Annotated in this window: 20 protein-coding genes; 12 read left to right on the forward strand and 8 right to left on the reverse strand. The window is 62.2% G+C overall.

From position 1 onward, the window contains the following. Window positions 1-79: 79 nt before the first annotated feature. A complete protein-coding gene (locus LJY18_RS07935; RefSeq protein ID WP_238041280.1) occupies window positions 80-1,456 on the reverse strand; it encodes a GntP family permease in 1,377 nt (458 codons plus the stop codon). A gap of 433 nt (window positions 1,457-1,889) precedes the next feature. On the opposite strand from LJY18_RS07935, the gene LJY18_RS07940 reads away from it, so the two are divergent. After that, a complete protein-coding gene (locus LJY18_RS07940) occupies window positions 1,890-2,141 on the forward strand; it encodes an Lpp/OprI family alanine-zipper lipoprotein (RefSeq protein ID WP_238041281.1) in 252 nt (83 codons plus the stop codon). 292 nt (window positions 2,142-2,433) lie between these two features. On the opposite strand, the gene LJY18_RS07945 is transcribed toward LJY18_RS07940, so the two are convergent. From LJY18_RS07945 to LJY18_RS07965, 5 genes are all read right to left on the reverse strand, one after another. Beyond that, window positions 2,434-3,441: an NAD-dependent epimerase/dehydratase family protein gene (locus LJY18_RS07945; protein WP_238041282.1), complete on the reverse strand. Its 1,008-nt coding sequence runs from the start codon at window positions 3,439-3,441 to the stop codon at window positions 2,434-2,436. Between the two features lie 169 nt (window positions 3,442-3,610). Continuing rightward, window positions 3,611-4,342 (reverse strand): hypothetical protein, encoded by a 732-nt coding sequence (locus LJY18_RS07950; RefSeq protein ID WP_238041283.1) that lies wholly within the window; start codon window positions 4,340-4,342, stop codon window positions 3,611-3,613. A 250-nt stretch (window positions 4,343-4,592) separates the two neighbouring features. Next, on the reverse strand, window positions 4,593-5,906 hold the full coding sequence (locus LJY18_RS07955) for an MFS transporter (RefSeq protein WP_238041284.1): 1,314 nt from the start codon (window positions 5,904-5,906) through the stop codon (window positions 4,593-4,595). A 136-nt stretch (window positions 5,907-6,042) separates the two neighbouring features. After that, window positions 6,043-6,825 (reverse strand): class II aldolase/adducin family protein, encoded by a 783-nt coding sequence (locus LJY18_RS07960; protein ID WP_442964475.1) that lies wholly within the window; start codon window positions 6,823-6,825, stop codon window positions 6,043-6,045. Window positions 6,826-6,833: 8 nt separating this feature from the next. Then, window positions 6,834-7,427: an HD domain-containing protein gene (locus LJY18_RS07965; RefSeq protein WP_238041286.1), complete on the reverse strand. Its 594-nt coding sequence runs from the start codon at window positions 7,425-7,427 to the stop codon at window positions 6,834-6,836. A gap of 208 nt (window positions 7,428-7,635) precedes the next feature. On the opposite strand from LJY18_RS07965, the gene LJY18_RS07970 reads away from it, so the two are divergent. Together LJY18_RS07970 and LJY18_RS07975 are read left to right on the forward strand one after the other, a co-directional pair. After that, a complete protein-coding gene (locus LJY18_RS07970) occupies window positions 7,636-8,577 on the forward strand; it encodes a LysR family transcriptional regulator (protein WP_330872722.1) in 942 nt (313 codons plus the stop codon). A gap of 383 nt (window positions 8,578-8,960) precedes the next feature. Further along, complete coding sequence (locus tag LJY18_RS07975) at window positions 8,961-9,749, forward strand: SDR family NAD(P)-dependent oxidoreductase (protein WP_238041288.1); 789 nt, start codon at window positions 8,961-8,963, stop codon at window positions 9,747-9,749. Window positions 9,750-10,475: 726 nt separating this feature from the next. Here LJY18_RS07975 and LJY18_RS07980 read toward each other — a convergent pair. Further along, entirely contained in the window at window positions 10,476-11,465 is a 990-nt protein-coding gene (locus LJY18_RS07980; protein WP_238041289.1) for an NADP-dependent oxidoreductase, read from the reverse strand. Window positions 11,466-11,845: 380 nt separating this feature from the next. Here LJY18_RS07980 and LJY18_RS07985 point away from each other — a divergent pair, with 380 nt between their 5' ends. The 9 genes from LJY18_RS07985 to LJY18_RS08025 all read left to right on the forward strand — a co-directional run bounded on the left by LJY18_RS07985 (window position 11,846) and on the right by LJY18_RS08025 (window position 21,246). After that, the gene (locus tag LJY18_RS07985) at window positions 11,846-13,261 is read left to right on the forward strand and encodes a VOC family protein (RefSeq protein WP_238041290.1); all 1,416 of its coding nucleotides are present in this window, start codon (window positions 11,846-11,848) and stop codon (window positions 13,259-13,261) included. A 64-nt stretch (window positions 13,262-13,325) separates the two neighbouring features. Continuing rightward, the gene (locus LJY18_RS07990) at window positions 13,326-14,336 is read left to right on the forward strand and encodes a thiamine pyrophosphate-dependent dehydrogenase E1 component subunit alpha (RefSeq protein ID WP_238041291.1); all 1,011 of its coding nucleotides are present in this window, start codon (window positions 13,326-13,328) and stop codon (window positions 14,334-14,336) included. A gap of 16 nt (window positions 14,337-14,352) precedes the next feature. Further along, the gene (locus LJY18_RS07995; RefSeq protein WP_238041292.1) at window positions 14,353-15,396 is read left to right on the forward strand and encodes an alpha-ketoacid dehydrogenase subunit beta; all 1,044 of its coding nucleotides are present in this window, start codon (window positions 14,353-14,355) and stop codon (window positions 15,394-15,396) included. Between the two features lie 10 nt (window positions 15,397-15,406). Further along, window positions 15,407-15,649: a lipoyl domain-containing protein gene (locus LJY18_RS08000; RefSeq protein ID WP_238041293.1), complete on the forward strand. Its 243-nt coding sequence runs from the start codon at window positions 15,407-15,409 to the stop codon at window positions 15,647-15,649. Window positions 15,650-15,663: 14 nt separating this feature from the next. Then, entirely contained in the window at window positions 15,664-16,353 is a 690-nt protein-coding gene (locus tag LJY18_RS08005; RefSeq protein WP_238041294.1) for a 2-oxo acid dehydrogenase subunit E2, read from the forward strand. A 4-nt stretch (window positions 16,354-16,357) separates the two neighbouring features. Next, window positions 16,358-17,068, forward strand: coding sequence for a lipoyl protein ligase domain-containing protein (locus tag LJY18_RS08010; RefSeq protein WP_238041295.1), 711 nt, complete (start codon window positions 16,358-16,360; stop codon window positions 17,066-17,068). 19 nt (window positions 17,069-17,087) lie between these two features. After that, window positions 17,088-18,728 (forward strand): arylsulfatase, encoded by a 1,641-nt coding sequence (locus LJY18_RS08015; protein WP_238041296.1) that lies wholly within the window; start codon window positions 17,088-17,090, stop codon window positions 18,726-18,728. A 451-nt stretch (window positions 18,729-19,179) separates the two neighbouring features. Further along, complete coding sequence (locus LJY18_RS08020) at window positions 19,180-20,259, forward strand: zinc-binding dehydrogenase (protein ID WP_238041297.1); 1,080 nt, start codon at window positions 19,180-19,182, stop codon at window positions 20,257-20,259. Between the two features lie 198 nt (window positions 20,260-20,457). Next, complete coding sequence (locus tag LJY18_RS08025) at window positions 20,458-21,246, forward strand: hypothetical protein (protein ID WP_238041298.1); 789 nt, start codon at window positions 20,458-20,460, stop codon at window positions 21,244-21,246. A gap of 538 nt (window positions 21,247-21,784) precedes the next feature. On the opposite strand, the gene LJY18_RS08030 is transcribed toward LJY18_RS08025, so the two are convergent. Further along, window positions 21,785-23,395 carry a long-chain fatty acid--CoA ligase gene (locus LJY18_RS08030; RefSeq protein ID WP_238041299.1) on the reverse strand — a complete coding sequence of 537 codons (1,611 nt, stop codon included), beginning with the start codon at window positions 23,393-23,395 and terminating at the stop codon, window positions 21,785-21,787. Window positions 23,396-23,659: the final 264 nt, after the last annotated feature.

A 23,659-nucleotide genomic window follows, 5' to 3' on the forward strand; every position in this document is an offset into this window, starting at 1 on the left:
TACCCAAAGGCATGTTCAGGAAAAGGCGAAGACGTACACGGAAGCCCCGACAGCCCTGGCAATCTTGACCTCGCCTTGCCTAGAACACACTCAGGAAAGCGATGCAGCACAGCACCGCAATCACCGGAATCAATACCGTCACCACGAAAATATCCTTGTAAGCCTGCTTGTGGGTCAAGCCCATGATCATCAGCATGGCAATCACTGCGCCGCAGTGTGGCAGCGAATCAAACCCGCCCGAGGCAATAGCGGCTATTCGGTGAAGGACTTCAGGTTCGACGCCCATTTCCAGGTATTTTGGCGCCAGGGTCTGCATGAATATCTGCAAGCCACCGGAGGAAGAGCCGACGATTCCGGAAACCACACTGGCCGAGGCAAAAACCGACAGCAGCGGCGGCAAGTCAACCGCCAGAATCCACTGGGAAAATTGGGCGAAGCCAGGCGTCTGGGTGACCACACCACCAAAACCAATCACCGCAGCGGTATTCAGCAGCGGCATGATCGCATCGTCGGCGCCCTGCCCGAGCAACCCCAGCGTATTGCGCCGCAAGCCAGCGAACAGCATGACCGCAACCCCGGTCGCGACCACCAGCGCCAGGCTCGGCCAGAGAATGGGCTGCTGTTGACTGAAGCCCACCAACGAACCCAGCATGCCCTGCCCGGGGACGACTGCACCACTCAACAACAGCAAGCGCGGCAGTATGATGATGCCCAGCACCACCAGGATAGGCACCAGAGCCAAGCTCCAATGCGGCCCCGCGCCAGGCGCGCTGGCCAATTGCTCCATGCGCAGATCCTGCGCATTGGCCTCAAAACCTTCGCCGCGCTCGCGCGCCAGGCGCCATTCACGCTGAACATAAGCCATGCCCAGCGCCACCATCAACACGCTCGCGGCCACACCGATCCAAGCCCCGGCAAACAGGTCGGTGCCCAAGGCGCTGGCGGCGATGACATTGTGAATCGAGGGCGTGCCCGGCATCGCAGTCATGGTGAAGGTACCGGCGCCCAAGGCGGTGGCTGCACAGAATAAACGCTTGGGCAGGTTGGCCTCACGCATCAAGCCGATGCCCAGCGGGTACATGGTAAAGATCACCACGAACACCACCACCCCGCCATAGGTCAGCAATGCACAGACCAGCATGGTGACCCACAGGGTTCGGCCAATGCCCAGACTGCGCGTAATGGCCTGAGCAATACTACTGGCCGCCTGGCTTGCGGCCATGACCTTGCCAAATATGGCGCCGCAAAGAAACAGCACGAAGAACTTGCCGGCAAAGGTAAAGGCGCCCAAGGGGCCGAAAGGGAAATACTCGAGTAGTGCCTTGGGGGCTTGCAAACCATTGCTAAGCGCCACAACCAAGGCACAGAGCAAGGCCGCGATGAATATATTCACCCCACGCAATGCCATGAAAATCAGTAAGGCCAAACCAACCAACAACCCTGCATTCCCGAGCATTTGTAACCCTCCATTATTGTTGTACTTCTCGCCTAACCTTCAAAAATCACAGTGCATACCTCGCCCTCTCCAGCCAGGGCCGGCTCAATATGGATCACTTAGCGCCGTGAGCGGCATTGTGTTTGGCCATAAAGCCCAGGGAGCCCAGCGTCTACAAACGCCCGCAGATTTTATCCAGAACCCTGCTTGCGATACACGAAGTAGCAGAGCCCTTCAAGCGCAGGCACGACGTGGCAGAAACCACGAGAACTGTATATTTTTCATACAATGCAGCACAACTTGTTGTGCTGCTTCCTTAGCCAGCATAAAAAAACATGCTGCACTTGCACAGCCTACATTTACTTACTAAAAGTTATGGGTAGTATGTACGCCGGCCAATTTCCGACTGTTTGGGAATTGCTTATATGGAAAATTCCACCTCAAGGGGAACACGATGAACAACGTTCTGAAATTCTCTGCTCTAGCTTTGGCCGCAGTTCTGGCTACCGGTTGCAGCAGCATGTCCAAAGAAACTGAAGCACGTCTGACCGCTACTGAAGACGCTGCTGCACGCGCTCAAGCCCGTGCCGATGAAGCCTATCGCAAGGCTGATGACGCTATGGCAGCCGCTCAGAAGGCTCAGCAAACTGCTGACGAAGCCAATGAGCGCGCTCTGCGTATGCTGGACAAAGCCAGCCGCAAGTAATAGCCCTTCAAGGCTAATTAAAGCCGACCCCTCCAAGGGTCGGCTTTTTTATGGTACTGAAATGGGTGAAGTCAAAGGCCTGCTGCGCTATGACTTAGCTCCCGCCGGTACCCCGATTGCCGAAAATATCATATGAAAGGATGGATAACGTCACTCCGCCAAGCCCTGGTTCGACTCTCACCAATAGCGATTTAGCGCTCACTTCCGGACACGGCCGAGGCTCATCAAATCAACTCATACGACATCTCCCTGACGCGGCAACATCTCCACCAATATAAGCTTACGGGCCGTATCAATGAGTCAATCGAGGGGCACTCTGCGTCGCTTTCCACCACTGGCAAAACTCGTCCAGTGCAGCCCACACACTGACTTGCGGCGCATAGTTGAGATGCTGTTGCGCTCGACTGATATCCAACGAGAAGTCCTTCGCCATTACCGCAACCCCGAGGCGGAACAGGCTCGGTTCCGGTCGCCCCGGGAGCAGTTTGCAGAGCGTTTCGTTTAGGGTCGCCGCCGCGTATGCCACGCCATAGGGTAGATGTCGGGTGACTGGCGGCAGATTGAGTTGCTGCAGTACGTAATTGACTGCATCCCAGAGTGGCACCGGCGTACCGTTGCTGATGTTGTAGACCTTGCCGAGTGCCGGGCCGGTGTCCATTAGGCCACTGAACAGCGCATCATTGAGGTTCTGCATACTGGTGAAATCGACCTGATTGAGGCCGTTGCCGATAATCGACAATCGACCTTTGCGCTGCATATCAATCAAGCGCGGGAATATATTGGTGTCACCGGCACCAGTAACAAAGCGTGGCCGATAAGCAATCACCTCCAGGCCGAGCGCCTCGGCAGCGAAAACCTTTTCCTCCGCCAGGTACTTGGTCGCGCCGTAATGGTCGGAAAAGCGCTTGGGGACTTGGCCTTCCTTGATCCCAACATGCGCTTGGCCGTCGAAATAAATCGACGGCGACGACAGGTGCAGCAAGCGCCGTACCTTCTGACCCAGGCAGGCCTTGATGACGTTTTCGGTGACCGTGACATTGGCCTGATAGAAGTGCTGGTAATTTCCCCACACACCCACAGCGCCGGCGCAATGCACCACGACGTCGATGTCTCGGCACAACCGTTGAACCAACAGCGGATCGCCCAGATCACCCTGAACAAACTGGGCACCGTGCTTAACCAGGTGCTCTACAGCTTCAGGTCGCCGACCGTTGATCCGCACCGACAGCCCCTGTTCGAGTGCGAACTTGGCGAAACGCCCACCGATGAAGCCACTCGCCCCGGTCACCAGAATTTTCATGCTATCGCTCCGTGTGGCAACTTCAGCCGTTGCTCATTTAAGTTTCGAGTGTGTCGCGCAACCGTGCGCAAACCATGTATTCCTCGTCGCGGCCACCGCGATCGATGAGGGTCGCCGTCGTGTACACCTGAAAACAGCCAGCCTCCCTACGCGGGGTGGCCGGCTATGCTCAGCGCCACTCGCCCATTACGGCTTCAAAGGGCGTGTCGCCGACGTTGGTCAGCGTCAGGGTGGTGGGACCGTCGCGCCACACATGGTCGCCCGGTTCGTAGGAAACGACCTGACTGCCGCCGGTGGCCTCATCTATCTTCAGGCTCGACTGGCTCAGCACCACGGTCAGGGCGGAGAAGCCGTAACGGATCTCGCCAGTGGACATGCCCGGGACCAGCTTGATGCGGTACATGCGCACCCGGTCGACGTCGAACATGTTCGGCGCCAGTTCGTGATGCAGGGCTTGCAGCGGCGCCTCAGTGGTGACCGCTGGGCGCTTACGCACCTCGGCACCGATCATGCGCATCGGGCCCTCGCCCGTGTTGCTGACCTGATGGATCAGTGGCTCGCCCAGGTGACCGCGACACATGCTGAACCCTGCAGGCAGATCGTGCTCGGCACCTTGCTCGGCATCGAGCGTCTGGTCGTAGACCTTGGTCGCGTGCACCGCTACGTAGAAGGTGTCTTGGCTGTGGCGGTGATAGAGCGATTTCTCGCCCGCCGCGAAACGCACGTCGTAAACCCGCGCGTAGTCATTTTCGAAGCGATGGAAGTGTTGCGGCTCGTCAGCTACATCGACCCACTCTGGTTTCGACATATCGCTCTCCTGGGTTGGGTTCGCCTGAACTTGCGCCAGCAGGGATAGCGCCACGGCGCCCCCCAGGCTGGCGAAAAAGGCTTTGTTGCTCATGATGTATTTATCCAAGATCGGAGGATTTACGCCGCTACGCAGAGGTGACCGCTAAGTCGCTGGCTAGGCTGGCCCCATGCAGTTGGCCGAAGCCAAGGCGCTGACCCGCTCGCGCTCGAACAAGGCTTCACCACCCTGCCCCATCCGTCCGTTCTCTCGGTAGACAGCGCATTTCACTGCACCGGTCCGCCATAAAAAGCGCACGACAGCAACGGCCGTAAGATCAAGATCCCACGCCCCGCACAGGGGCTCAGCGCACCAGCCGCACGCTGATGGCAGTCCACAGCATGCCCAGCAACAGCAGCCCGGCGATCACCAAAAAGCCTGGCGCCAGACTGCCGGTGAGGTCGCTGAGCTTGCCGGTCAGCACCGGCGCGACAAAGCCGCCCAGGTTGCCTACCGAAGCAATGATCGCGATGCCCACGGCCGCCGCCGAGGGCGTCAGCATGCGGGTGGGGATGGTCCAGCTCATCGGCACCCCGGCGAGAATGCCGGCATGGGCGATGCTCAGGCCCAACAGCATCCCCGGCACGCTACCCAACTGGTTCGCCGTGATGATGTAGCCAACGGTGGCCAGGGCGAAGCAGCCGGTCAGGTGCCAGCGGAACTCCTGGGTCTTGTCCGAATGCCGGCAGATCAGCAGCATCGCCACCACGCCGACTAGGTTGGGCACGGCCACCAGCAGGCCGATATCGACGTTCGAGACTACGCCGGCCTTGCTGAACAGGCTCGGCATCCAGAATGAAAGACCGTAACCACCGCACACCAGCAGGAAGTAGATCCAGGCGCTGTTCCAGCTCCAGAAGTTGATGAAGCCGGCCCGCATCGAAGCCTTGGGCCGTTCGTGGTTACCCAGGCTGGCTTTAAGCACGGCCCGTTCGCGATTGCTGAGCCAGCGCGCCTGATCGGGATGATCGGTCAGCAGAAAGTAAATGCCCACGCCGACCAGCAGGCAAGGCGCCCCGGTGGCAATCATCAACCATTGCCAGCCCGCCAGGCCTACACTGCCGTCGAGAAACTCCATGATCGCCCCGCATAGCGGCCCACCCACTACCCCGGAGATCGCCAGCCCGGTCATGAACAGCGCCATCATGCGGCCGCGGTGCGAGGCGGGGAACCAGTAGGTCATGAACAGCACCACCCCTGGGAAAAAGCCCGCCTCGGCAAAGCCGATCAAGAAACGCAGCAGGTAGAACTCCAGCGGCGTGCTGACAAAGGCCAGGGCGGCAGTCGCCAGCCCCCAGGCGACCATGATGATTGGCACCCAGCGGCGCGCGCCGATACGCTCCAAAATCATGTTGCTGGGCACTTCAAAGAAGAAGTAGCCGATGAAGAACATCCCGGCCCCAACGCCGAAAGACACATCGTCGAGGCCCAGGGCGTGGCCCATCTGCAGCTTGGCGAAGGAGATGTTGATCCGGTCGATGAAGTTGATCAGGTAGGCGACAAAGAGGATCGGGAGCAGGTGCCAGGCGGCCTTGCGGACGACGGCATCGAGCTCACTGGAGGGCTGAACGGGAGCCAGGAGCTCGACGTCAGTCGGCACGGCAATGGGCGTGTTCAATTTATTGTTCTCCGGGGCGTGACCGGCAGGTACTGCCTAGCCTGCACGGGTCGCCCCTTTTATAGGAATAACCAAAACTTCAGGGGCAGCACGCAAGTGATTGCACCTTGTTCGATCTACGCCCGGTGAACGGGTATCAAAACTTGTAGCTTGGGTCGAGCCTATCCAGCTTGCGCAGCAGCGCCGGCCAGGCGATGTCGGCCCCCATGCCACTGGTTGCCTGCTTGAACACCTCGTCGAGCCCGCGGCGAATAGATGGATCGACCTCGATCAGCTTGCCGCCCGCCTGGGCATCGATCTGGATCCGGCAGGTGTTCTCGAAGGTGTACATCTTCAGAAAGGCGTCCGCCACGCTGCGCCCCACGACCAGCAGACCGTGATTGCGCAACATCAGGTAATCCGCCGTCCCCAGATTGGCCTGCAGGCGCGGCTTCTCGTCCGCGCGCAGCGCCACGCCCTCGTAGTCGTGATAGGCCAGCGAATTGAGCACGAAGATCGACTGCTGACTGATCGGCAAAATCCCGCACTCCTGCGCGCTCACAGCAACGCCGCTGCGCGTATGGGTGTGCAGCACGCAGTGCGCATCTTCACGCACGGCGTGGATGGCGCTGTGGATGGTGAAGCCGGCCGGCGTTACCGGGAACGGCGAGTCGCTGAGCTTGTTGCACTCGGCATCAATCCTGATCAGGCTCGACGCCGTGATCTCGTCGAACAGCATGCCATAGGGGTTGAGCAGGAACTGTTCCGGCTCACCCGGGGCCGTGGGCAGGCGCACACTGATGTGGGTAAACACCAGGTCGGTCCAGCCATACAGGCCGGCCAGGCGGTAACAGGCGGCAAGGTCCACGCGCAGTTGCCATTCGGCGTCGCTGACCTTGCCTTTCAGGGAATCGATTTGCATGAGTTTCTCCGGGGCCAAGGGTGGGTTCAGATCTGCTTCATGACGTGTTCCAGCGCCGCCTTGTACAGGGTGTGCTTGGGCTTGCTGAAGACGTTGCGCAGCATCGGTTCGAAGAACTCGATTGGCAGGATTTCGCCCTTCGCATCGAACGCCGGGTTGTCGTAAAGATCGACGAATTCGCGGGTGTACTCGTAATGCGGATGATCGGCAAACATCTCGCGCATGTTGCGATCCATGCCGATGAAGTGGAAAAAATTGTAGCCCTGGAACACCCCGTGATTCTGGATCATCCAGTGGTTGGCCTCACTGACAAAGGGCTTGAGGATAGCGGCCGCCACCTCTGGGTGGTTGTAGGAACCCAGGGTGTCGCCAATGTCGTGCAACAAGGCGCAGACCACGTACTCCTCGTCGCGGCCAGCACGATAGGCCAAGGTGGCCGTCTGCAGGCAGTGGCTCAGGCGATCGATGGGGAAACCGCCATAGTCGCCGCCGAGCAACTGCAGATGGGCGATGACGCGATCCGGCAAAGCCTTGACGAAGTGCTGGAATTCGGCGCCGATCAGGTCCCAGTCGGCCTGGACGCCTTCATCCATGCGGGTAAAGCTGGCGTGCTGGTTCATAGTCTGTCCTCACGAGAGTGGCACCGTGGCGGTGCGCATTGTTGTTATTAGCGTGATCATCGCAGCGGGCGCTGGCTCACGCAGGCACTGCGCATTGCGAATGCTGAGCACTGATCAATCAGCGACCCGGACTCCATACGCGGCATTTGCCAATACACTAGTGCCGGCCTACGATCAGCGTCCAATGCATGTTTATTAGGTAACTTATGTGCCCAGAGCAACAATCGACTTAAAGAGGCTTCAGCATCTTGTGTTGCTGGCCGAGGAGCTGAACTTCTCCCGCGCGGCCGAGCGGGCCCACCTCTCGCAGACCGCCTACAGCCGCAGCATCCAGTCGCTGGAAGCCGACTTCGGCCTGCGCTTGTTCGACCGCAACACCCGCTCGGTAAGGCCGACGGCCGCCGGACGGCATCTGATCGCGCGAGCCAAGTCCTTGCTCGGCCGGGCCCGTGACATGTCGGACGAGATCTACTACCTGGCCCACGCCGAAGCCGGAGAGCTGAACTTCGGCACCAGTCTGCTGGCCATTGACGGCCTGGTGCGCCAGGCCCTGATCGAGCTGAAGCAGCAAAGCCCGAAACTGAAACTGCATATCGAAGCCAGCCAGACGCCCAACTTGCGCCAGCATCTGGAGCAGGAGCGCATCGAGTTTTTTGTCGCCTACCCTGGTGCCCTGGAGCTGGACGAACGGTTCTTGCTGACCTGGCTGCCCGCAGAACCCGCCTCCATCTACTGCCGAGCGGGCCATCCACTGCTTCAGCAAGATTCGCCCCCTGCACCCAGCCAGGTAGCGGACTACCCCTGGGCCGCCTTGCTGCTCGACGAAGCGCTGGCCCCGCGCTTGCGCAAGATATTCGGCATGAAACCGAACCAGGCGCTGCCAGTGGGGCTGTCCTGCGACAACCTTTCGCTGCTGCGCGACCTGACCCTGTGCAGCGACAACCTGCTGTTTACCTGGAACTCCTGGCTCAAGCGCGGCGGTCGGCACGACGGGCTGGTGAACCTTGGGGCCTTGTTGCGCCCGGCGCTCTCACCTGCCGACCTGCGCATCGACTGCGCCATCGTGCAGTTGGCGGACCGAACCCTGTCGCCCCCGGCGCAACGCCTGGTAGATCTGATCCTGCGCCATGCCCAGGGGGCGATGGCATAGCAGACGCCCGGCCAGATCGCCGGGCCTCAATGGCCGTGTCAGGTCAGTGCGGCGCAGTACCTCGCTGGTGACCTCATCAGTCTTCATCAGCACCACGGTCAGGCCAGAACACTCGTGGCACTGGTCTCGCGGGGCCGCTCAGCAGCGACCCACAGACCGGCGTCCTTAGAAATGTCAACTTTTCGGCGTGATCTGCCAAGTTCGTCCCGGCTCATCTACCTAGGCTCAATCCCACCCGGCACAGCCTTCTGGCTGGGGCTGCATGTCTTGCTGCCCTGTTCCAGCCAGCCCAACAACTGGCCCACCAGCGCATCAAGAACGTGGCACTAGCCGCGCAGCCGGGAGCCATTGAGCCCCTCCCCACCACAAAAAAGGAGATCCCCATGGGATTGCTGAACAATAAGAGAGCGATTGTCACCGGAGGTGCCTCGGGCATCGGCGAACAGGCCGTGCGTCTGTTCCTGGAACAGGGTGCCCGTGTCGTGATTGCCGACATGAACGCAGAGCGCGGTCAGGCGCTGGCCGACGAACTGGGTGACGATGCCATCTTTTGTGAGGTCAACCTGACCGAGCCGGGGCAAATCGAGGCCATGATCAACCAGGCCGTGCAGGCACTCGGCGGCCTGGACATCCTGATCAACAACGCCGGCTACGGCATCTACGGCCGCACCCACCTGATCGACCCGGTGGACTGGTACAAGATCATCGAAGTCAACCTCAACGCCCTGTTCCACACCTGTCGCCACGCCCTACCGCACCTGATGAAACAGGGCGGCAGCATCATCAATACCGCCTCGGTATCCGGCACTCGCGCTGACTATGGTTTCAACGCCTATGCCGCGGCCAAGGGTGGCGTGCTCAACTACACCCGCAACCTGGCCCTCGACTATGCCGAGGACGGCATTCGCGTCAATGCCATCTCCCCCGGACTGATCGAAACGCCGTTGACCACGCCACTGCGTGGCCACCCTGGTGCCCTCGAGGAGTACCTGCACAACATCCCCATGGCACGCGCCGGTCAGCCGATCGAAATCGCCAAGGTCATGCTGTTCCTGGCCTCTGACATGGCCTCTTATGTAACAGGGCAGGAAATCGCCGTGGACGGCGGCGTCACCGCCTGGAACGGCCAACCGCGCTTCTCTCGCCACTTCGGTGACACCGTCATCCGCTGAGTCAGCGACTCGCCCGACCAGTATCCCTGGATCTAAGCCCTGGCCCACTCACAAGGTGGGCCAGTTGCATTCCAGCTGCTTTCACGGACAACGCGACAAACCCACGCCAATTCCCAACAAAGACTCGCTCGCAACCACCAGCGGCAAGAAACAATCGCAGAGCAGCCCTGCCCACGCTTAGGTCTGCGGATCATGGGCAGCCAGGTCTTTCATCACTGGCCAGTCCGACTCGGCAGCAAGCAGAGCAGTTCGCGCTCCATCAGGCCTTGAGTCAGCCCCCAGCAGACCGGGATCCTCGCGGGTGATGCGACACTCTGCCTGGAGTGACTCAAGCGACGACGCTGGCGACCCCATGCTGGTGGCGTCAGCATCACGCAGGGGCACCGGCAACCACCAGATCGCCGCGATGGTCGGGCGCGACCGCCTTGGGCTCCATACCCACAACCTCAAGGTCTATCTCAGCCGGATCAAGCTCGGGATGAGCTGTCTTCATGGCCTCCCGCTGTCTGCTCAACCAGCTAGGCTGGTGGCGCAAACCGGAGCGCTAGCGGCGAGCCCCCAGCCTGTCCTCTGCGGTCAAGGAAGCCGTTGGCGCCCCCTGCAACACCTAACAGGCCGTTGAAAAACGCAGGTGGTTTTTCAACGGCCTGCTAATGGTTACATGGCCAAACAAAAAGCCCCGGGGCTAGGGCCCGGGGCTTGGTGAAGCAAGCCTTAGCTGAACGCTTAGAGCTCGACCAGCAGTTTGCCCTGATTATCGCCGTTGAACAGCAGGTTGACACCTTCTATGGCGCTCTCCAGGCCTTGCAGCACGTGGGCGCGATACTTGATCTGGCCCTTCTGCAGGTAACCGGTCAGCACCTCGACAGCCTTCGGGGCCTTGTCGTAATGGTCGACGATCACGAAGCCCTCGACACGCAGTGCCTTGAGGTTGATGTCCATCCAGTTTGGCCCCGGCAATGGGGTCTCACGGTTGTAGTCGGAGATCATGCCGCAGACGCTGATCCGGCCGAAGCGGTTCATACGATCAAACACCAGCTGCTGGATCGGCCCGCCGGTATTCTCGAAATAGGCGTCCACGCCGTTCGGTGTGGCTTCAGCCAGTTGCTCGGCCAGGTTAGCGGAGCGGTAGTTGATGGCACGATCGAAGCCGAGTTCCTCTTCCAGCCAGCGACACTTGTCGTCGCTACCGGCGATGCCGATCACCCGCAGCCCCTCGGCCTTGGCCATCTGGCCGACCAAGGAGCCCACCGAACCGGCCGCGCCCGAGACCACCAGGGTCTCGCCCGCCTTCGGTCGCAGCACTTCGAACAGGCCGACATAGGCGGTCAGGCCCGGCACGTGCAGCACGCACATAAGCGCCTCGACCGGCAGCTCGTGCGGGACGATCTGCATGTCCGCACCGCCCAGTACATATTCGGCCCAGCCGGTGATGCCAATGACACGGGCGCCGACCGGGAAGGCGGGGTTCTTCGACTCGACCACCTCGCCGACACCGAAGGAGCGCATCACCTCACCGATAGCGATCGGGGGAATATAGCTATTGGGGTTGTCCTGCATCCAGGTACGCATGGCCGGGTCGAGCGACATGTGGGTCTGCTTGACCAGGAATTCGCCATCCTTGAGGACCGGAGTCTCCAGGGTGACCAGCTCGAAGGTATCCGCGGTGATATCGGCAATAGGACGTTTTACAAAGGTAATGGCTTTGTACTGCATTAGGTTCTCGCTCGCTAGGTATGGGAACGGCAAAGGAGGAAGCCGGCATGCAGGCACATTTCAACTGCCGCCGAGCGACGGATGATCAACCAGTCGATGGTCATCACCTCGATCCACCCGATTCATGCAGCAGCCTAATAAGCCCCCCAACCCAATACTTACCATTTCGCGCCAGGTAATTGGTATTTCATACAGCGCATCGCTCATTTAGCCGCCCTGCTGGCGCCAGCCAATCCAAGGGGCCGGCCGCTGTCATGGAATGCACGGCCATTGACGCCATTTGACAAGTTAGCCCCGGCGAGTCGCCGAATAATTCGTTGACCCGCAGTTTGACGTGGGTACGGGCAGACCCATTCATCACAACAACAAAGGTCAAATCCATGAGCCAGCGGCTTTCTCAGATCGCCTTCAGCGTCAGCGACCTACGACGCTCTCACCAGTGGTACCAGGACCTGTTCGGCTTCACCCCTGCCGGTGGTACCGAGTCGTTCAAGGGCAAAGCATGCTCCACGGTGCAGGGCATACCCGGAGCTCGCACCACCTGCTGGTGGCTGCTGGATACCCAGGAACAGTTTCAGATTGAGCTCTTCGAATATGATCGGCCGCTAAGTCGTCCGCTCCCGGACGATTGGCGCATGTGCGACATCGGCTACAACCTGGTCGGCATCCATGTGCCGGACTTCGATGCTGCCCTGCAGCGCGCCGAACGCCTGGGCGCGAATCTTTACGGTGACGTGGTTGGCCAGCCCGGCCAGCGCCGCGCCTGCCTGCGCGACCCCGATGGCGCCCTGCTGGAGCTGATGGAGGACGATCCGCGCGCGCCGAACCCGCGTTTACGTCCACGCGGTGGCCAGCGTCCGACCGTGCGCTTCATTACCCTGTCGGTGGCCGATCTGGAGCAGAGCCGCGACTTCTTCCGCAATGCCCTGGACATGGAAGAAGCCAAGGGTGTTCGCCTGCACGGCCCCGAGCACGAAGCCCTGTGGGGCCTGGCCGGTGCCGAGCGCAAGAGCGCGCTGTTCTGGGCCGATGACATGCTGATCGAGGTGGTGCAGTACCTCAATCCGTTGGGCCGTGCATTACCGGCCGACTACCGCATCAGCGACCTGGGTATCCTCAATATCGCCTTCGGCTTCCGCCAGGAAACCGAGCTGCGCCGCGTCTTTAAACGCACGGTCAACGCCGGTGCCAAACCCAACTTTCCGATCCCGATCAGCGTGCTCAACTGGGCGGTGATGTACGTCAACGACCCGCAAGGCTTCTCCATCGAGTTGCTCAGCGTGCGCCCCTATTTCGACCGGTTCATGGGCTTCACCGCCAAGCACTTCGATACCCAGGTACACCACCAGGTTCGAGTGAACGCCCCGCGCGAAGTGATCTGGGACGTGCTCGCCGACCACGCCAACATCGGTGACTGGTGGTGCTACCAGGGCAAGTTGCTGCAAGAAGGCCGCGAGCATCCCGCCGGCGTCGGCGCCCTGCGCGAGCTGACTCGTCTCGGCGAGAAAGTGGTTGAGGAAGTGATGACCTTCGAACCGCTGCAGCGCATGGACTATCGCCTGATCAGCGGCGCACCGGTGAAGTTTCACTTCGGCCGTATCGATTTGCGCGAAACCGCCGATGGCCGCGTCTTTGTCGATTACAGCATCCGCTTCAAGGCCAAGATCCCCGGCACCCAGTGGCTGATGCGCCTGCTCATCGGCGGACGTATGAAACAGGCCACCGAACGCCTGAAAACCCTCTGTGAACAACGCAGCCGCCAAGCCTCGCAGGCGTCGGTTAGCCACGCGGCCTGATAGTTCTGCGGTCCGGTAACGGGCCGCCGACACGGTCGCCACTCAACCCAAGGGAGACACCTCCATGCAAGCAACCCATGACCAGCTGCTGTGGATGTACCACCGCATGCTGCTGATTCGCGAGTACGAAGACACCCTGGCCATGGTGTACTTCGAAGGCAAACTGCCGCCGCACATCCAGAAAGGCCTGGCCTTCGACATCGGCGCCGGCACCATCCCCGGCGAGATGCACCTGTCCGCCGGTCAGGAAGCCGCCGCCGCCGGTGTCTGCGTGCACCTGGAGCCGCAGGATTCGGTGTGGGGCACCCACCGTGCCCACCACTTCGCCATCGCCAAAGGCGTCAACCTGGACCGCATGACCGCCGAGATCTTCGGCAAGGTCGACGGCCTGTGCCGCGGCAAGGGCGGCCACATGCACCTGTACGACCCCGAGGTCAACTTCGCCTGCAACGGCATCGTCGGCGCCGGCATCCCGCATGCCGTCGGTGCGGCGCTGGCGGCCAAGCTCAAGGGCAACGGCGCCGTGGCCATTGCCGAGTTCGGTGAGGGTGCGGCCAACCAGGGCTCGTTCCACGAGTCGCTGAACCTGGCCAGCCTGTGGCAGCTGCCGGTGGTGTTTGTCTGCCAGGACAACAACTACGGTATCTCGGTAAGCAAAAAAGCCTCGACCGCCGTGGAAAGCAACGTCGAACGCGCCGCTGGCTATGCCATGCCGGGCATTCGCGTGGCCGAAAACGATGCCGTGGCCATGCACGTCGCCGCCGGTGAAGCCATCGCCCGCGCCCGTCGTGGTGAGGGCCCGACCCTGATCGAGATGAAGGTCGACCGTTACTACGGTCACTTCCAGGGCGACCCGGAAGGCTACCGCCCGAAAGGCGAAGTGCGTGCCCTCAAACAGAGCGACCCGATCATCCGTCTGGAAAAGCAGCTGCTGGAACAGGGCGTACTGAACGAAGAGCAGGTCAAGCAGGCCCGCAGCGCCGCCAGCGAGCGGGTCCAGGTGGCCATCGCCTTCGCCCGCGCCAGCGCCTACCCGGACGCCGCCGAAGCGCGTCAACACCTCTTCGCCGAATAGCATCAGGAGCCAGCCAATGAGCAATGCCAACACTGCGGCCGAAGTCCGCAAGCTGCCCTTCTACATGGCGATGGTTGAAGCCATCCGCCAGGAAATGGCCCGCGACAGTTCCGTGTTCTGCCTGGGCGAAGACGTCGGTCAGATCGGCGGTGTGTTCCAGTCCACCGTCGGCCTGCACAAGGAGTTCGGCGCCGAGCGCGTGCGTGACACGCCGATCTCCGAGACCGCCATCCTCGGTACCGCCCTCGGCGCCGCGGCTCAGGGCATGCGCCCGATCGCCGAACTGATGTTCGTCGATTTCATGGGCGTGTGCTTCGACCAGATCCTCAACAATATTTCCAAGACCACCTACATGTCCGGTGGTGCGGTGAAGCTGCCGCTGGTGATCACCGCCTCCACCGGCGGCGGCATCTGCGATGCGGCCCAGCACTCGCAGACCCTGCACGGTTACTTCGCCCACACCCCGGGTATCAAGGTGGTGATCCCGTCCAATGCTTACGACGCCAAGGGCCTGATGACCACCGCGATCCGCGATGACAACCCGGTGGTCTACCTGTTCCACCGCGGCCTGCTGGGCCTGCCGGTACTCAACTTCATCGACGCCCAGTTCGCCACCGACGTACCGGAAGAGCCCTACGCCATTCCCTTCGGCGAAGCGCGCATCGTCCGCAAGGGCAGCGACGTGACCATCGTCGCCTTCGCCCAGATGGTGCACAAGGCTCGTCTCGCCGCCGCCGAACTGGAAGCCCAGGGCATCAGCGTCGAGATCATCGACCCGCGCACCCTGGTGCCGCTGGACATGGACTCGATCTACACCTCGCTGAGCAAGACCGGCCGCCTGCTGGTGATCGACGAGGATTACCTGAGCTTTGGCGTGACCGGCGAGATCATTGCCCGGGTGGCCGAAAACCTCGGCCGCTTCACGCTCAAGGCCGCCCCGCGCCGCCTGGCTATTCCAGACGTCAACATCCCCTACAGCCCGGCCCTGGAAAACCAGGTTATCCCGCAGGTCTCGAACATCGTCGAGGCCGTGGAATCTCTGATGAACAACCCCCTTTGAGGTGCACACCATGACCGCAATCCATCTGCAAGACGACGCTTGGGAAGACATCGAAGAAGGCACCGAGGCCCTGCTTGACGAGTGGCATGTCAAGGAAGGCGACGTGGTCGAGGCGGGCCAACTGGTGGCCAGCGTGATGGTCATCAAGACCAGCTTCGACGTGCTCGCCCCGGCCGCCGGCACCATCGGCAAGCTGCTGGTCGCCGCCCAGGACAACTTCACCCGCGGCCAGGCATTGGCCGAGCTGAACTGAACTGAGAGTCGAACATGAGTGAGCAAGCACAGGCACCGGATCGTACCCTGGTGCCACTGACTGGACTGCGCGGAATCATCTCGCGCAGCATGACCCAGGCCTGGCAGGCGCCCCGCGTTGCCCTTGGCCTGGACGTCCCCATGGACGCCCTGCTGGCACGGGCCAAGGCCATCAGCGCCGAGCGTGGCGTCAAGGTCACCCCGACCGCGCTGATGTTGCAGGCCCTGGCACTGACCCTCAAGGAGCATCCGCGCCTCAACGCCCTGCTCACCGACAAGGGCATCGAGGAAATCCACGCGGTCAACCTGGCCGTGGCCGTACACACCGACAAGGGTCTGGTGACTCCGGTGATCCGCGACGCCGAAACCAAGGATGCGGTGCAACTGGCCGAGGAACTGGGGCAGATGGCGACGGCGGCACGCACCGGCAAGCTGGCGCCGGCGGCCTACCAGAAAGGCACCTTTACCCTGAGCAATCTGGCGGCGGCCGGGATCGACTGGGTGACGCCGATCCTCAACCCGCCCCAGGTCGGCATCCTCGGTGTCGGCCAGACCCGCGAAGCCGTCGTGGTGCGTGATGGCGTCCCCGCTGTGGCCAAGGTCGCCACCCTCAACCTGGTGTTCGACCACCGCGCGGTGGATGGCTACCCGGCCAGCCTGTTCCTCCGTGACCTGGGTGCCCGCCTGCAAGCGGCCGAGCTGTAAGCCCATGACGACCCGGGTCAGGATCAGTCGACTGCAAAGCGGCCAAGCCGAACAGTTGTGGATCGACCAGCACCTGGCCACGGGCCTCACGGCCCCGGCACTGGCCTTCATCAACTATCGCAGGCCCTGCCTGATTTACGGTCGCCGCGGTGGCGACAACGAAGCCGCGCAGGGACGAGCCGCCCTGCTCTACTGCGGCGTGACCCAACGCCGCAGCGGCGGCGGTGCAGTCCTCGCCGGCCCGTGGATGCTCGGGCTCAATCTGCTGTTGCCCGCCGAACATCCCCGCGCGGCACTCAGTCATGTGCAAGCCTTCAGCTGGTTCGGCCGCTGCTGGCAACACGCATTGGCCGATCTCGGTATCTCCACCCACCTGGCCACACCCGATGTATTTCAGCAGCACCAGGACCTGGTCCGCCAGCACAGCCTGGACTGGGTCTGCTTTGCCGGTATTTCCCACGGCGAACTGCTCGACGCCGACGGCCGCAAGGTGCTCGGCCTGGCTCAGTACCGCGGTCGTTGGGGCACCTTGCTCAGTGCCGGCCTGCTGGTGGGCCAAACGCCCTGGGAACAACTCGAATTTATTCACTCGGGACACATGCCCGAGTACTCACACCTGCATGCCCTGACGGCACCCGTTCCTCTCGGTGAGTCCGAGCAGGCCCGCCAGCGCTTGCACACGCACCTGCTTGGTCATTTGCACGACACCCGATAACAACAACAGGAAAATGCTCATGCAAAGAACAACGAAACACCTCGATGTCGTTACCGCCATCCAGCGCCCTGGACTGCTCAAGACCCTGGCCGTGGTCCTGGGGATTGGCCTGGGGGCAATCGCCACTGGCGCACTGGCGCAAAACCCTTTTATCCAGGCGCAGCCCATTTCCGAGTCGCTGGAGCCGGCCCGACTGCATGCCGACCAGCAGAGCGAAGTGGCCAAACACCTCAAGGAGCTGGAGGCGCGCACCGGGCGTAAGCCGAACGTCCTCATCATGCTGGTCGACGACATGGGCTGGGGCGATCCGGGTGCATTCGGCGGTGGCATCGCCATCGGCGCACCCACGCCACACATCGACAACATGGCCCGTGCCGGACTGAAGCTGACCTCCACCTACGCCCAACCCACCTGCACCCCGACCCGCTCGGCGATGATGACCGGCCGCCTGCCGGCGCGTACCGGCCTGACCCGCCCGACCCTCACCGGCGAGCGGGTACTGGTCAACCCATGGGAAAGCGAGAAGACCGCCGCCGGCCTGCTCAGCGAAGCCGGCTACATGACTGCCCTGTCGGGCAAGTGGCACCTCGGCGAAGCCGACGGTGGCCAGCCGCACCAGGTGGGTTACAACGAATACCTGGGCATCCTCAGTGTGGTCAGTGAAGTGACCCAGGGCCTCGATCCGCGCCGCTACCCGGAGCTGACCCTGAACCCCGAGCGCATGGCCGCGCTGCACCAGGTCAGCCACCCTGCCGTAACGGCCGGGCACAAGGGCAAAGCGCTCAAGGTCATCACCGAACTGGACTCGCTGGAAAAAGTCGCGGAGATCGACCAGCAATTCGCCACCTACTCGGAAGACTTCATCCACCGCGCCGTACAGGCGAAGAAGCCGTTCTACCTGGTGCATTCCTTCTCCCGCGTGCACAACGACAACTTCCCGGCCAAGGCCTTCACCGGCAAGAGCCCGGCCAGAACGCCCTACAAGGATGCCGTTATAGAAGTCGACGACATCGTCGGCCGTCTGCTGACCAAACTGAAAGAAGAAGGCGTCGCCGACAACACCCTGGTGTTCTTCACCTCCGACAACGGTGCCAACGAAGACGCCTGGCCGGATGCCGGTTTCCACCCGTGGCGTGGCGGCAAGGGCACCACCTGGGAAGGCGGTGTGCGGGTCCCCGGTATCGCCTACTGGCCCGGCATGATTGAACCCGGTCGTGAGAGCGATGAGCTGTTCGACCTGATGGACCTGTTCAACACCAGCCTGACCCTCGGCGGCGTGAACGTGCCAACCGACCGCTACATCGACGGCGTCGACCAGACCTCCTTCCTGCTTGCCGATAACGGCCTGAGCAACCGTGAAGCGGTGTTCATGTACAGCGAACGCAACTTCACCGCCCTGCGCTGGAACGAATTCAAGGTGCACTTCAAGGTGTTCCAGACCCCGGTGCCGGGTTCCAACATCGACGAATCCATGCTGATCGGCACAGGCATGTCGCCCTGGGTCTACAACCTCTACCTCGATCCCAAGGAGATGAAGAGCGTCGGCCACCGCACCTTCGAGTGGGGCCTGCCGAACATTCTCAACCTGGTCACCCGGCACATGGCCAGTTATCGCCAGTACCCGATGAAGGAGCTTGGCCTGGCCAAGCCCGTTCAGTAAGTCGCCGAGACGCCGCGTCAGCGGCGTCTCGGCGTCTGCTTATTGAGCACCAGGCGTTGCGCAAGACCTAACCATGTACAACGCCTGGCACCTCAAACCACTGGACGGCGGCGCCCTCGCCGTCTGGCGGAGCCCGGTTCGGAAGACGCCAATGCCTGGTTTCCCCAGCGCGCCGGCCCTCAAACAGCCGAGACCCTGCAACGCGACCAAGCGCTTGTTGCGCCTGTCATGTAATGCATGGCGATTGTCGTCATTTGTTAATTATTTGCACAAAGGGATCGAATAATCTTTTGACACCAGCCAGAACAGTCACCTCCAGCGCCGAGGCAACGGGACAGCCCCTTGACCCGGACAACCCGCTAACACTGTTCGGTCAAGTCCATAGCTATTCGTCGCTCCACAGCCTCGCTACACGAGCGACAACAGTACAACCACAAGAGAGGACAACCCCATGAAAGCGGTCGTAATGCGTGACCAACAGCTGTTGGTAGACGAAATCCAGGCGCCGACACCAGGCCAAGGCGAAGTACTGGTCAAGACCCTCGCCTGCGGTATCTGCGGTTCCGACCTGCACATGTTCCACCATTGCGAGCCGGTGCTGGCCACCTTCAAGCGCGCCAACCTGCCGATCGATTTCGACACCAAGCAGGATGTGGTGTTTGGCCACGAGTTCTGCGGCGAGGTCCTCGATCATGGTCCCGGCAGTGACAAGAAGCTCAAGGTGGGCACCAAGGTCTGCTCGCTGCCATTCGTGATCCGTGGCGACAAGTTTCACCACGTTGGCTATTCCAACCAGTACCCCGGTGGTTACGGCGAGCAGATGGTGCTGGCCGAGCAGATGGTGATGCCGGTACCCGGCGACCTGCCTGCCGATATCGCTGCGCTGACCGAGCCGCTGACGGTCGCGGCACATGCCGTCAACCGTGCCCAGCTGAACGGGGATGAGGTGCCGGTGGTCATCGGCTGCGGGCCGATCGGCCTGGCCGTGATCGCCATCCTCAAGTCGCGTGGCATCGGCCCGGTGGTGGCCTCTGACTTCTCGCCCAAGCGCCGTGCACTGGCGGAAAAACTCGGTGCCGATATCGTGGTCAACCCCGCCGAGCAGTCGCCCTACCAGTCCTGGCTGCAGGTCGCGGCACCGGAAGGCTACGACATCAACGGCCCGATGGCCCTGCTCGGTCTCGGCCCGCAACCGCGCCCCTGCGTGGTGTTCGAGTGCGTGGGGATTCCCGGCATGATCCAGCAGGTGATCCAGCATGCGCCGCCGCGTTCGCGCCTGATCGTCGTCGGCCTGTGCATGGAAACCGACAAGATCGAGCCGGCTGTCGCCATTGGCAAAGAAGCCAACGTGCACTTCTCCTTCGGCTATAACGGCGAGGAGTTCCATCAGACCCTGCACGCGCTGGCCGATGGCAAGCTCGATGCGTCCCCGATGATCACCGGCCACGTGCCGATGACGGGCGTGGCCGATGCCTTCAGCACCCTGGCCAAGCCGGATGAGCACGCCAAGATCATCATCACCTTCGAGTGAACCACGGCGTCGACCCTGCAACAGAGGCGCGGGCGATCCATCGCCGTGGCAGTGGTCGCCCTTGTCAGACAGAGGCAGCGCCAACCGCAACTACCCGATGAAGGACCTGGGCCCAACTGGGCCCCATCCCCGTTCAATGACCCCCAGAAGCGCGAGCCACAAGCCTGTGCTTCTACCCTCACACCCTGGAGCGAAGCGATGAACACACAGGAATGGCAGCCCTGCCCGATCGACATGCACGATCTCGACCTGGCCGGCGAAGGCCTGCAGCAACACTGGGAAGCCCTGCACCAGGGGTGCCCGGAGTCGTTCCCGGCAGATCCGGCTGTTCAGGATGCCTGGCGCCACTACCACTTGGGCGAGTTCGCCCAGGCCTATGAGCAAGGCCTCGCCGCCGGAGGAGTAGGCGTGGTTCCGGCAGCCTTCGCGGCCACTATCTATGCGCAGTACATCGAAACCGATGACAAGCGCCGTGGCGCACTGTTCAAGCAGGTCATGAAGCTTTGCGAAGAAGCCGAGGATGCCGGCCTGGTCAGCGCCAACCTGCACTACATCCATGCGGTAGCCATGGGCCGCTACAGCCAGTCGATCTCCATCATCGAAGCCCTGGCCCAGGGCTTCGGCGGGCGCATCAAGGAGCAGCTGCAGAAGTGCCTGGAACTGTCGCCCAGGCACCCGGAAGCCCACGCCACCTTCGCCGGCTGGCACGCGGCGATCTCCGACCAGGCTGGCGCCCTGATGGGCCGCATGCTCTATGGCGCCACCCAGGACGGCGCACATGAGCACTATGAGCAAGCCGTCGATTACGCCCCCCAGGCCCTGATACCGCGCACCGAGTACGCGCGCGGCCTGGAAGTGATGTACGGCGACAAGGAAGCGGACATTCGCGGCCACCTGGAGCAGGCCATGCAGCTCAAGGCTCTGGACGCCATGGAGCGCCTCGACCAGCAGGCCGCCCGCGAGCACCTGGCCCGCCTGATCGCCTGATCCCCTTGCCCCGCCTAGCCATCGGTGCGGTCATAGGCGGGCGCATCAGCCCCAGCGGACGGTCAATCGTCGATGCAGAGAAGGCTGCTGGCCACCCTCTCTGGCGCAACCCCGGCCACGGGCAGCGGCTTGACTACCACTCGATCGCGCCCGAACTCCTTGGCACAGCACAACGCCTGATCCGCAATTGGCGATCCGTATCATGGCTTCGAGGCTGCCGGATGCCTGAGGCGAAGCGCTGGCGCCAACGCTGACGGAGCAAGCAATCGATAGCCCCTCGCCCAACGCGTTCCGGCTGTCGACGCATCTCACGCGGATTTGTTGGCTGAGCGAGCAATTGGGTAGCAGCGCTATGGCAAGCTCATGGATGGCTTGACGGTCAAGCAGACCACTCAACTGGTCACGGTCAGCGCCGGCAGATTTGAGTAACCGTCCAGCTCAAGGTACCGCCGACCAATTGCTGGACGACGGGTTGCCTTGTTACAGCGCAGCAGGGAAGCAATGGCGCCAGAAAGTCTTCTGGCGCAGGTGCGACGACTCAGTGGGGCCACTGGTAATCGGCGAAACGCTCGCGCAGGTCCTTCTTGCTGACCTTGCCGGTGGCCGTGTGCGGCAACTCCTCGACCAGTTCGCAGGCGTCCGGCAGCCACCACTTGGCCACTTTGCCCTCCAGGAAACCGATAAGTTCCGCCGACTGTGGCGCATGGTCGGGCCGCGCCACCACAACCATCAGGGGGCGTTCTCCCCAGCGCGGATGCGCCAGACCAATGACCGCGGCCTCGGCCACCGCCGGATGGGCCATGACGGCGTTCTCGATATCGATCGAGCTGATCCACTCGCCGCCGGACTTGATCACATCCTTGGTGCGGTCGGTAATCTGCATGTAACCCTGGGCGTCGAGCATCGCCACATCGCCCGTGTCGAACCACTCGCCACCGGGCTCCTTGCCGAAATAGCCACTGCACACCCAGGGACCGCGTACCTGCAGTGCGCCGGCACTCTTGCCATCGCGCGGCAGTTCGGCGCCTTGCTCGTCGACAAGCCGCATGCGCACACCAAACATCTGCCGACCGGCCTTGACCCGCTGCTCCCCGCGAGCGCGCTCATCGAGCTGGGCATACCAGGGCTGTTCGCGATTGTAGGAGCCGAGCGGACTGGTTTCGGTCATGCCCCAGCCAACCTCCAGGGCCACCCCATGCCGCTGCATGGTTTCGATCAGCGCCAACGGGCAGGCCGAGCCCCCGGACACCGCCCGGGTCAGGCTGGGAATCGACTCGCCGGTCTTTTCCAGATACGTGGTCAGGGCGAGCCAGACGGTCGGCACGCCCAGGGCGAAACTCACGCCCTCATCATTGATCAGACTGGCCAGGGTCGCCCCATCGCCAGCCTTGGGCCCTGGCAGCACCAGCTTGGCGCCGACCATGGCGGCGTTATAAGGCATACCCCAGGCATTGACGTGGAACATCGGCACGATCGGCAGCACGCTGTCGCTGGCGCGCAGGCCGACCGCATCCGCCAGGTTGCCGGCCAGGCTATGCAGCACGGTGCTGCGGTGGCTGTAGAGCACGCCCTTGGGATTTCCGGTCGTACCGGACGTGTAGCAGAGCCCGCTGGGGGTGCGTTCCTCCACTTCGGGCCAGTCATAATGCGGCGTCTGCGCCGCCAGCAGCGCTTCATAGCTCTTCAGTTCGAGCAGCGTCGAACCCGGCAGCTCCGCCTCGGCGCAGAGCACGACGATGTGGCGCACGTCAGACAACTGCTCGTGCAGCGTCTCCAGCAGGGGAACGAACTGGGGGTCGACGAAGATGGCTTCGTCCGCGGCATCGTTGATGATGAAGGCAACCTGTTCGGCGAACAGGCGCGGGTTGATGGTGTGGCAGACCCGGCCGGAGCAAGGCAGCGCGTAGTAGAGCTCGAAATGGCGGTAGTCGTTCCAGGCCAAGGTGGCGACTCGCGCGCCTGGGCTGATCTCCAGGCGGTCGAGCGCATTGGCCAGCTGGCGGGCACGGGCGAAGGCGGCCGCATAGGTGTAGCGATGACGCTGCCCCGTGCCGAGCACGGAGACAATCTCAACATTGCCGGCGATCTCTTCGGCATGCTGCATGATCATGCGGATATTGAGCTGGTCCTTCATCATCAGGTCTTGCATGGCAAACTCCAGATTGTTGTCGTTGTCAGGAGACTTGAGGAGCAGGCCAGCAGGCGGAAGATGCCGCCGCTCGGGCAGCAGGTCCCCACCCGGCTATCGGGACAGCGCCTCAAATGTGCTTGGTGGTGGGAGGTTGCCCGCAACGACCGTTGAGAACTTAGCAATTTGCGCCAACCGACTGACATTTCCTGACGGCCTGCCCGGCAGACTGAGCGTCGCGGCTGCCGGGCTACAGCCAGCAACCGCCACTTGCCGTAAGCCGTT

The organism is Pseudomonas sp. MMS21 TM103 (assembly GCF_022132145.1).
In the GTDB taxonomy this organism is placed as follows: domain Bacteria; phylum Pseudomonadota; class Gammaproteobacteria; order Pseudomonadales; family Pseudomonadaceae; genus Aquipseudomonas.